Here is a 12216-nt window from a genome sequence, read left to right as displayed (position 1 = left end):
TTATGTAAAAATAATTGTGTGGCTAACTCAAACAAAAATACATCAATACCATTATTGAGTATTCTTTTATTAATGCTCGTTTACTCTAACTTCAAAAGTTGGAGCAATACTTCATTTTATAGTAATGAGGTAAATGGTGTTTCTTCTTTTGAGATAGTTCAGAATGACGATGAGGAAAAACATCAACAAGACGTTATAGACAAATATCTTCAGAGTTTGAATGATAAGAGGGCAGATTCCCTTGCTGTTTTTCAAAAGTTAGCTTTCACTTATTCTGAAATGAACGAACCAGAACTCGCGGTTCAGTATATCGATAGATATGTTAAATCAAGTTTAGATATCAATTTTGTCGGACATAGTTTCTTCGATTCGATCAGTGATTCGCCAGCGTATCAATTAATAGCTGCTAAATATCTTAAAAAGATAAATTTGTGGTCCATTATTTGCTTATATATAAGTCTTATCGGTTTTTTCGTTGCAGTAGTTTTAAATCTAAGGAAAAGATCGGATAAAGTGTCGAATTTACTAATGAGTTTTTTCGTTTTACTGCATTCATTTTTTATTCTTCATATTTGTGCGCTATTAACAAACTACCAATATTATTTTGCTCATAGTTTATATATTTCTACTTCTTTTTCATTTTTATATGGACCTCTTATCTACTTCTATTTTAAGAGGGTTATTCAGAAACATAAATTTAAGACTTTAGATGTTTTACATATAGTACCTACAATAGGATTAATCGTTTTTCTGCTTTTGCCAGTCTATGTGCAGTCTTCAGAAGAAAAGCTCAGAATGCTATTGAACAGAACAGTTCCGCATGGAGCATTGATAACGGTAATGAAGTTAGTATCATTAGTGTTTTACGGAATTTTGGTCGTAAGAATTTATGTAAAAGCATTTAAAAGCAAACGGAAAGTTTCGCGAGAGGAATTTGTTTGGCAAAGAAACATCGTCATCTTTTGTTCTGTTTACATTCTAACATATAGTATATACGCGTTTTTAATAATATCCAAGATTTATAGTGGTTTCTTGTTTAATATGCAGGTTGGCCTAATGGCTTCTCTAGTGTTGTATGTAAGTTATACAGCTTTTGTGCAGCCTAGTATTTTTGGTAGTCTCAAAATTATTAGAACGCAACCGAAGGAAAAAATACAGGCTACAAAATATGTAAAATCTGGACTTACAGAAAGTTTGTCAATAGAATTAAAGCAAAAACTACTGCACTTATTAAATGATCAAAAGGTGTATAAGCAAAATGATATAACCTTGCAGAAGCTATCTGAATTAATGGATACAACAAGACATAATACTTCTCAGATTATTAACGAACATTTTAATTTAAACTTTTTTGAATTAATTAATAAATATAGAATTGAAGAGGCTAAAGAGCTATTAAAAGAAGAGAGACATAAAAACTTTAATATTATTGATATTGCCTACGAAGTTGGTTTTAATAATAAAGTTACTTTCAATAAATCTTTTAAAAAATATAACCAAGTTACTCCTTCTGAATATCTTAAATCATTGGTTGCCTAATTTTTCATGGTTTTTTAGTAAACTTTCTTCGGAAAAAGTAAAATTTATTCGGTAAAGGTAAACCTTGATAAGGTTTGCCTGTTTTTGTTTTGATGATTACTTCTTTTGTCTTGTAATCATTAAAAGGAGGTGCGGTTCTTTTATAAACCTTGTTTAGTTTTATAAAATGAAATATTTGAGTTAGCCATGAAGATATTTTTGCCCTCCTTTTATTATTGCTTTATGGCTTTGATAAATTAAAAATTTAAGAGGCTAAGAATTCATAAAAGAAGAGTATTAATTTAGTGTTAATTAACACTGATATTAGTTAAGAATTTAACAAAAAAACAGAAAGGGTTATTTAGTTTTTTTACTTTTAAAAGATTGCTTAACAGGAGTTTATTTTTTTAGATTCCTCTTAACATCGTTTTATTATCTCCTATATGTTCGAAAAATTTTATGAAAATAGTTCTACACAAATAGTATTTTTAGCCATCCCTAATTTGCCAAGTGATTATGTGTCAAACTCAACAAAACGTAAAGTCTACGATCACGCGAACTATTATTTTATATTTAATTTGTGTAATAGGTTTGTATGCTAATGATATCGCATTTATTCCTCAAGATAATATGGTAAAAGATACCATTAAAAAAAGCAAGGTTCAAGATGCTTTTTTTGGTTCACAGAATTATGATACAACTATCCATAAGTATAATGCTTTACCTAAAACTAGCTATAGCGATTCTATTGATATATTTAAAAAGGCAGCTTTTTCTTATGCTCAATCTAAGCAATCAACAGAAGCGGCTATATTTATAGAAAAATATATTGGGGCAACTTTAGATGTTTCATTTATAAATCATAGTAATTTTGAATTAATAAAGGACTCCGCTGTTTTTAAAAAGCTGCAAAAGAGATATCAACGGAATATTAGTGGATGGGCATTGTTTTGTCTTTATGTAGGATTTATCGGGATTTTTATTTCAACCATATTAATATTTCGACCAGTAAAAGATAGAAAAGCTAATTTCCTAATCGGTTGTTTTCTTTTATTGCATTCATTCTTCGTTTTAAGAATTAGTATTTTTATTACCAATTATGAGTTCTATTTACCTCACACACTATACGTTTCAGCATCTTTTTCGTTTTTGTATGGGCCATTGATATATTTTTATTTCAAACGGATAAACGAAAATTACACCTTTAAGAAAAAAGATTTGTTGCATTTAATTCCTACGGTGCTATTCGTAGGGTTAATGTTGCCTATCTATATGTTATCAGGTACGGAAAAACTTCGAATTATTATTGATAATGATAGACCTTATGCTTTGTTTATTATGATAGCTAAATTGTTGTCTTTAATTATATATGGGGTTTTATTAATTTCCAAATATTTGAAAAGAGAAATTGAGGATGAAAATGTAAATCAATCCGAAATAAATTGGCAGAGAAATTTAATCCTGTTTTATAGTTTGTATACTATTTTTTATGGGTGTTATGTTCTTATTTTCGAAAAGTACGAGATAGGTAGTTTATTGTTTAATTTACAGGTGTTTATAATGACTTTTTTGGTGCTCTACATAAGTTACAATACCTTCTTTAATTTAGCACTAATAAAAGAGAAAAAAGATGTATTAGCATTACCTATCAATGAAGTAAATAAGCTACCTAGTACTTATAAATATAGTTCTTCAAGTTTAACAGCTAGGTTGTCCGTTGAGTTAAAAGATAAGCTTGTTTATTTAATGGATGTGGAAAAAGTGTATCGCGATAACGATATCACTTTACAAAAATTAGCAGATCTTTTGGATACAAATCGACATAATACTTCACAAGTTATCAATGAACATTTTGGTCTTAATTTTTTCGACTTAATTAATTCATACAGGATTAACGAGGCTATGAGTATCCTAAAAAATGATAAATCAAAAAGTATAAATATTATTGATGTAGCTTACGAAGTTGGATTTAATAACAAAGTTACTTTTAATAAATCTTTCAAAAAATATAATCACGTTACTCCTTCAGAATATCTTAGGAATTTTAGTGTCTAAAATTAAATTTTCTTTTTTCTTAGATAGTTTTTCCCTTTTAAAATTTAATAAATAGAGCAGAACATTGGTGTGTATACTTCTAGACAAATCTTCAAGCATAAAAGTTAGGTAAATAGGTAAATTTTTATCGGTAAAAGGGTAAAGCTTGATCAGTTTTAACTGGTTGACCCCCCATAATTACTTGTTTTGTCAAAAAATTGCAGAAAAGGAGTAAGGGAAATTGTTCTATCTACGAAATTATGTTATTCCTTTTATAATATATCGCAAGATAAATTGAATTAGCCATCAATTTTCAATTTACCGTACTCCTTTTCTGCAATTTCTAACTGAGGTTTAATTTATGAAAATTTATTTATGAAACAACTTAATTACAAATTATTACTATTTGTGTTTTTTGTCACCAGTTTTGTTTTTGCGCAGCAAAAGATAATCACTGGTAATGTCACAGACAGTGACGGATTGCCCTTACCGGGCGTAAACGTGGTGGTAAAAAATACTGCAAATGGAACACAAACTGACTTTGATGGTAATTATAGTATTACAACAAACAGAGGGGCTGTTTTGGTGTTTAGCTATGTCGGTTTTACCAATAAAGAAGTTATTGTAGATACTGCTGAAACTATTAATGTTAGTTTGGTAATATCTGCATCTGAACTAGAGGAAGTAGTAGTAACTGCTTATGGATTAGGAAAGAAATCAACTGTAACTTCTGCAATATCTACGGTAAGAGCAGATGATATTGAAGATTTCGTTCCATCTACTAGTATTGATAATATACTACAAGGTCAAGCCGCTGGGGTTCAGGTAACGGCAGCAAATGGTAGACCAGGAAATACTGCTTTCGTTCAGATTAGGGGTGTTGGTTCTATTTCATCTAGTACTACTCCGCTTTATGTTATTGATGGAGTGCCAGTTCCTATCAACGAAAATGAGCAATTCAATCCACTTAATAACTTGAATCCTAATGATATCGAATCGTTAGCAATTTTAAAAGATGCAGCTTCTGTGTCTAAATATGGTTCTAGAGGGGCTAATGGAGTTGTATTAATTACTACTAAGAAAGGAAGATCTGGAGATGCAAAAATCACCTTTACTTCTTCTTATGGTTTTGGAAAACGAATTGCAGATCCTTTTGATTTATTAAATGCAGAACAAAAACTAAATTTAGAGCAAGAGTTTGCTAATTTGGGTGTAGGAGCAGCACAATCATTACCAGGAGCTACAGCTACACCTGAAGAAAGACAAAGGTTGATTTCTTTTGATACTGATTGGGAAGAAGAATTACTTAGAACATCAGTGATTCAAAATAACAATTTATCTATATCTGGTGGATCTGATAAGCTTACGTACTTTTTATCTTTAGGATACAACCTAAATACGGGTATTATTGATCGTATTGACGGTTTTGAAAGAGTATCTGCAAGGTTAAATACTACCTATCAGGCAAAAGATTGGTTAACTGTTGGAGCAAACGTTTCTGCTTCTAGAAGTACTACGGATCTTCCAAGAGATAGAAATAATGTTCAAAATGCATTTAGAGGTTTATATGATTATAATCCATATGCGCCATTGTTTGCTAGAGATGCAGACGGAAATGTTGTAACAGATGCTGATGGTAACCCAGTATTTAATAGAGGAGGAGGGATATTCTTTCCAATAGCAGAGGCATTAATAACAGAACCAGAAGATAATAGAAATGTGTTATTGATAGGATCACTATCAGCTGATATCAGATTATCTGATAAGTTTTCTAATCGCTTTCAGGTAGGTGTAATTAATAATAGATTTAATAGAACAGCTAGATCGCTTCCAGGCGGAGTTTTACAAGGTTTTGTTGGAGATAGCCAATTCCCAGGTACGCAGACAGAAAATGTTGCCTTAGATTTAGAATATAATGTGTCTAATATTCTTACTTATGCAGATCAGTATGGTGATTCTCACAATCTTTCAGCGAGTTTTCTTTTAGAATATAATGAGAATATCAGAAATGAATTATTCGTAGCAGCAAGAGGGTTTCCTTCACCGGATATTCCTTTCATAGATGTAGCAGCAGAGTCCACGAATCAAGGGTCTAATGAGGCTAGAAGAATTCTATGGTCTCAAGCATTATTCGCTGATTATGATTTTGAACAGAAGTATATATTGTCAGCTTCGTTAAGACGTGATGGTTCTTCAAGATTTGGTCCTGATAACAAATTTGGTACTTTTTATAGTGGTAGCGTTGCATGGAATTTAGCAAAAGAATCATTTTTAAGTGATTCTGCATTCAATAATTTAAAACTAAGGGCTTCATATGGTACATCTGGAAACCAAAACATACCAGATTTTCAGTTTTTAAGTGTTGCCGGATTCAATACATATAACGGTAATACTACTGTAATACCATTACGTGTTGGAAATCCTGAAGTACAATGGGAAGCACAATCTATTTTAGATATCGGATTAGAATTCGGATTGTTTAATAACAGATTAAATGGGGTTGTTGATTACTTTAAAAAAGTGTCTGACGATTTATTATTAAACAGACCTATTTCACAAACAGTGGGAGATGAAGATAATGGTATATTCCAAAATATTGGAGAGATTCAAAACTCTGGTGTAGAGATAAGTTTAAATGCTGATATTATTAGAACTGAAAACCTACAAGTTTCTTTAGGAGGAAATATCACATTTATAGATAATAGGGTAAATAAATTAGTAAATGGACAAGATATTATTACAGGTTCGTTCGGAAATATTATTTTAAGAGAAGGAGAAGAACTATTTTCTTATTATTTAGTGGAGTATGCAGGTGTTAATCCTGATAATGGTGCACCTCAATATGTTGATCTTGATGGTAATTTATCAGAGACCTATAGTGATTCGTTCCTGAAAATTCAAGAAGGGAAGTCTCCACTTCCAAGCTATCAAGGAGGTTTCTTTGGTAGTGTTAATTACAAAGGATTTGGTTTAAGAGCTGACTTCGTGTATCAGGGAGGTAATTATATTTTGAATAACCAAAGAGCACAAGGTGAGTTTATTGGAAATATTGATGCTAATTTAAGAACGAGTGCTTTTAATTACTGGAGACAACCTGGAGATACCAATGTGTTACCAAGTCCATTATTTCAAGCAGATGCGGATCAAGCAGGTACTACAAGATTCTTAGAAAAAGGTGATTATATAAGATTAAGAACATTAACTTTAGAATATAATCTTCCTAATAAATTCTTAGAGCCACTACCGATAAACCGTCTTCGTCTTTATGCTACAGGTCAAAATATTCTTACTTTTAGTGACTATGAAGGAGATCCAGAAATTGGGATTGGATCTGGTGAAACAGGAGAACCGGGAGATGCTAACTTCGTTCAAGGTGAGTTTTCGTTATTTAGTTATCCTCAAACGAAGGCTTACATCTTTGGTATGGAAATAGGATTTTAATAAAAAATAAAATATAAAATGAAAAATAAGTTTTTTAAAATATTTCTTGTCTTTTTCACATTCACTTTTATGGCATGTGACGACGAGTTAAACGATTTGCAACCATTTGTAGAGGTAAATCCGGATGATTTCTTCGGAAGTGTTTCTTCATTTCAGAATGGAGTAGATGGAATATATAGTCAATTATGGAATTATTACTCAAATCCAGGGTCAGGATTGCAGTCAATTCCTGATATTATATCTGATAATGTAATACAAGCGCAAAGCGGAAGACGTTCAAATGATGATTATTATGATTATCGATATGTTCCGACTACAGGTGGTGCAATTGCATTATATTGGAGTGAAGCATATGAAGCAATTAATGCTGCTAACATATTAATCCGTAATATTGATAAACTACCAGAAGGAGATGATAAGGATAATATATTAGGACAAGCTCTAGGAGCAAGAGCATGGGCGCATTTTGATTTAGCTAGGATTTATGGACCTATACCAACACAAAGTGCTGGTGCTAACGGAGAGTTAGGAGTAGTTTATATAAAAACAGAAGATGGGGATACTGGAGATCCTTTTGCACAGCCAGCAAGAGAAACTATAGGCTCTAATTATGCAGAGATCATTGATGATTTAGAGCGTGCTAGTCAACTTATAGGAAGTGATAATGGTGAAGGTCGTCTTAATAGAAATGGAGTTTTTGGACTTTTATCAAGAGTTTATCTCTACAACGGAGATTATCAGTTAGCTATTGATGCAGCTAATGAAGTTACTACAGATTTGGCGAGTGCAGATGATTTACCAGGTGTTTATACAGATTCTAATAACTCAGGAATTGTGATTGAATTATCAGTAAATACTTCTTCAGAAGCTAACTTTAACAATGTTGGAGTTCTTTTTAGTCAGTCTAACGCTGATAACGATATATTAGAATTCGTAATCGACTTTGATTTCTTTAACAGTGTTTCTACAACAGACGTAAGAAGAGATGTTATGCAGTTCGTTGGTAATAATAATGGAGTAGAATATAATGCTGTTAAGAAATTCCTAGGTGAAGAAGGACAAATTAATGGACGTGTCGATATAAAAGTGTTGAGAGCTGCAGAAGTGTTATTAAATAAAGCTGAAGCACAGTTTGAGCTAAACCAGCAAGCAGCAGCACTGGCTACCTTAAATGAGCTACGAGCTACAAGATACACTCCTTTTACTGCTGGAACGGAAACAGGTCAGGCTTTAGAAGATGCAATTCAATTTGAAAGAAGAGTTGAACTTTCTTTTGAGGGGCATAGATTTTTTGACCTTAAAAGAAGAGGAGAGGCTATTGAAAGATCTAATAATGGAGATGTGATTGATGGTACTGGTACACCACCAGAAGTACTTACTATCGAACCAGGAAATTTTAGATTTTTATTTCCAATTCCTCAAGCAGAGTTAAACGCAAACACTGTTATTGCTGAACAGCAAAATCCTGGTTACTAATTTAAAATTGTGATAGGAATGTAATAAGAGATTTTTAGAAATAATTATTTCTTATTCTTTAAGCAAAGGTCATTGTTGGCATATCGCCTTCAATGACCTTTTTTTATTCTAAGAGGGTTTACCCCTAGGCTTACTTTGCCAGTAAAACGTAAACGGTTTGAAAATGAAAGGTCCTTTGATTGCTCTGTTAACTTGCTCCGGAGATTTTAACTTATATCATTTAAGACCTCATTATATCTAGAAAAGGGAGGTAACTTCATTTTAATTTATTTAGCGCTAGCTAAGAAGTTTCTAAACAATTTCTTAACTGTAAGTTAAACCATTATAAAGTTAGTTTAAAGAATTCAAGCACGGTATCTTCTTTGTTTTAATATATGAATGCGATGACAATTTTAGAAATTGTCAGAAAAAAGAGAAGATTATTAATTACTGTTTAATAATCTTCTAGAATACTACATATAACTGCAATTCATAGTTATGTATTTTGAAATCAATTTGTTAGCGGGTAAAGGGTAATTTTTATCGGCAAGGTAAATGTTTATAGGCTTTACCTGATTTCTTTCCCTCTATAACTTCCTTTACATGGTAATCATATAGCTTAGGCAAGAGAATTACCGATAGTGGTCGTGTAGTTTATTCTTATCGGTGATGTATTATTGAGTTAGCCTTCAATATACTCTTGCCTTCCTTTATGATTAGATCAACAATTGGAGTATAAATCTTGAAAAAAATTAATGTATGAAAGTAAATCATTACAATTTGTTAATGCTTGTTTTTTTTATTTCGGGCATTGCAATGGCTCAGCAAAGATCAATTTCTGGGTCTATTAAGGACAACAAAGGAATTCCTTTGCCAGGTGTAAATATCCTTATTAAGGATACGAATAGGGGAACTCAGAGTGATTTTGATGGAATGTATACTATCGAAGCAGCTAGTGGCGAAACAATTATGTTTTCTTTTTTAGGATATATTACAAAAGAAATTGTGTTAAACAATCAAAATATAATAGATGTTATCTTGGATGAAGATGTAAGTGCTTTAGAAGAAGTAGTTGTCGTGGGTTTTGGAACACAATCGAGGCGGAAAATTACTGCGAATATTGCTTCTATATCTTCCGATGAAATTAATGAAATTCCAACACCAAGTTTACAAAGTAGCCTAACAGGAAAGGCAGCGGGTGTACAGGTAACTCAATTAAATGGTAAGGTAGAAGGAGGGATAAAAGTAAGAGTGCGAGGTGTAGCTACGATATCTTCTTCACAAGAACCACTCTATGTTGTAGATGGAATCCCTATTACTAATGCGGATGAATCTATTAATAATTCACCTATTAATCCTCTTATTGCATTAAATCCAAATGATATCGAATCTATCGATATACTTAAGGATGCTTCTTCTGCAGCAATTTATGGGGCTAGAGGAACAAATGGGGTAATTATTATTACTACAAAACAAGGTAAAAGAGGAAAAACAAAGGTTTCTCTTAATTCATCTTATGGAATCAGTAGTGCTACAAATAAAAGAGATTGGCTAAATGCAGAGCAATATGTGGAGTTAATGACTGAATCAGCCTTGAACGCAGGATTTAGTCAGGCAGGAATAGAAGGACAGTTTGATTTCTACGCCAATGGTCTGGATTGGAGAAATGGAGAGGTTGATACAGATTGGCAAGAGCTTGCTCTAGTAGATGGATCAGTACAGGATTTTGGAGTGTCGGTTTCGGGCGGAAGTGAAAAAACTAGATTCTATATGTCTACAGCTTATAACAATACAGATGGTATTGTAAGAGGCAATGAATTAGAGAGATATTCATTTAGAACAAATATCGATCATACGCTTTCCAAGAAATTTAAAGTAGGAACTAATGCAAGTATCTCAAAGTCGATAATAGACAGGATTGCTAATGATAATGCATTTGCAACACCACTTCAAGCAATTGCACAATCACCGTTATCTCCAGCTTATTTGGAAGATGGTATTACTCCTAATAATGAGTCAACTGAATACTATAATTTCTTAGGCGATGAATTTAACGGTAGTTTTAAGACAAATATCTGGAGAATTTTAGCCAATACTTATGCAGAATATCAAATTTTACCAGATTTAAGTTTTAGATCCGAGATTGGATATGATTTTCTATCCCAAGTTGCAGAGAGATTTTCAGGAAGTCTTACGCAATCGGCGTCCGTTGGTGGTTTTGGAACTGTTAATGCAGTACAAACAGAGAAATATAATTTGAATAATTATTTTACTTATGCCAAAAGATTTGACAATACGTTTGATTTGGAAACAACTGTGGGGATGAGTTATGAGGATAGTCAGAGAAGATTGCAGTTTGCTCAGGGACAAGGATTTCCTTCGGATGACCTACAAACATTAAATAGTGCAGCCGAAATTACTGCTGGGGGATCTACTCGCACAAGATTTAATTTCCTTTCATATTTTGGTAGAGCTACTTTATCTATTGCGGATAAATATTTATTGAAAGCAAGTTTGAGATATGATGGTTCTTCACGTTTTGGTGAAGAAAATAGATTTGGTTGGTTCCCAGCAGTGTCAGCCGGATGGATTGTATCAGAAGAATCATTTCTTAATAACTCAGAAATACTTTCATTACTGAAACTAAGAGGAAGCTGGGGGATTACAGGAAATGCTGGTATTGGGAATTTTGCAAGTTTGAGTTTGTTCCAAGGAACTCCATATAATCAAAGAGCTGGATTGGCACCAACTCAACTAGGAAATCCTGCATTAAAATGGGAAAAAACTACACAGTATGATATCGGATTAGACTTTGGTATCCTTAACAACAGAATTTCTGGAGAAATTGATTATTATGAAAAAGCTACAGATGATCTATTGCTTAATGAACCAGTTCCTGGTACTTCTGGTTTCCCAAATATTACAAGAAATGTTGGGGAAATAAAAAATAGTGGATTTGAATTTGTAATCAATACTAAGAATATTGTTTCTTCTGATGCTAGTTGGAGTACTTCTTTAAATCTTTCTACGATTGATAATGAAGTGACTAATTTACCTGGAGGAGATATTATCGCTGGTAGAAATATTGTTAGAGAGGGAGAAACAGTATCTTCTTTTTACTTAGTAGAATTTGCGGGTGCTGATCCTGCTAATGGAGATGCATTATTTATTCGAAATACAGTAAACGCTGATGGTACGATTGATAGAAGTACAACAAATAACTTTAATGAGGCAAGTAGAGTTATTGCCGGTAGTCCATATCCAGATTTAATTGCTGGATTGACAAATAATGTTACCTATAAAGGAATTGACTTTTCATTTACGTTTCAAGGAGAATGGGGTGCTTCTATTTACAATAATGGAGGTCGATTCCAATCTGGTAACGCTAGATTCTTTGATAATCAAACTACAGATCAGTTAAGAAGATGGCAACAACCAGGTGATATTACAGATGTGCCACAAGCGAGGTTATTTTCGACTAATGGTCAGCAAGCTTCTACTAGATATCTTCAGGAGTCTGATTTTATCAGGCTAAGAAATTTAACATTAGGATATACCGTACCTCAAGAAGTTACTAAGAAGTTTTATATGGAGAGGATAAGAATATATTTTACAGGTTTTAATCTGTTAACTTTTACTGATTTTGATGGATATGATCCAGAATCTACAGCAGATTTTAATGGTAACTCTAATATTCAAGTTGGAGAAACATTTTATTCGGCACCTCCCGCTAAAACATACACTTTAGGTATAAATATCGACTTTTAA

5 protein-coding genes are annotated in these 12216 nt (G+C 32.5%); all 5 read left to right on the top strand.

Annotation, left to right across the window (positions count from 1 at the left end; all coding sequences use genetic code 11):
- Positions 1-18 precede the first annotated feature (18 nt).
- Positions 19-1539 carry a helix-turn-helix domain-containing protein gene (locus ACWNT5_RS12995; protein ID WP_456517564.1) on the top strand — a complete coding sequence of 507 codons (1521 nt, stop codon included), beginning with the start codon at positions 19-21 and terminating at the stop codon, positions 1537-1539.
- A gap of 495 nt (positions 1540-2034) precedes the next feature.
- Positions 2035-3573, top strand: a complete 1539-nt coding sequence (locus ACWNT5_RS12990) for a helix-turn-helix domain-containing protein (protein WP_456517563.1) — start codon at positions 2035-2037, stop codon at positions 3571-3573.
- Between the two features lie 354 nt (positions 3574-3927).
- Positions 3928-6993: a SusC/RagA family TonB-linked outer membrane protein gene (locus tag ACWNT5_RS12985; RefSeq protein ID WP_299607963.1), complete on the top strand. Its 3066-nt coding sequence runs from the start codon at positions 3928-3930 to the stop codon at positions 6991-6993.
- Positions 6994-7011: 18 nt separating this feature from the next.
- Positions 7012-8469, top strand: a complete 1458-nt coding sequence (locus tag ACWNT5_RS12980) for a RagB/SusD family nutrient uptake outer membrane protein (protein WP_299607960.1) — start codon at positions 7012-7014, stop codon at positions 8467-8469.
- A gap of 738 nt (positions 8470-9207) precedes the next feature.
- Positions 9208-12216, top strand: a complete 3009-nt coding sequence (locus ACWNT5_RS12975) for a SusC/RagA family TonB-linked outer membrane protein (RefSeq protein WP_456517562.1) — start codon at positions 9208-9210, stop codon at positions 12214-12216.

This window comes from Aquimarina sp. 433 (genome assembly GCF_054054605.1).
Note: the sequence above shows the minus strand (reverse complement) of the source record. Positions and strands in the feature narration are given on the sequence as shown.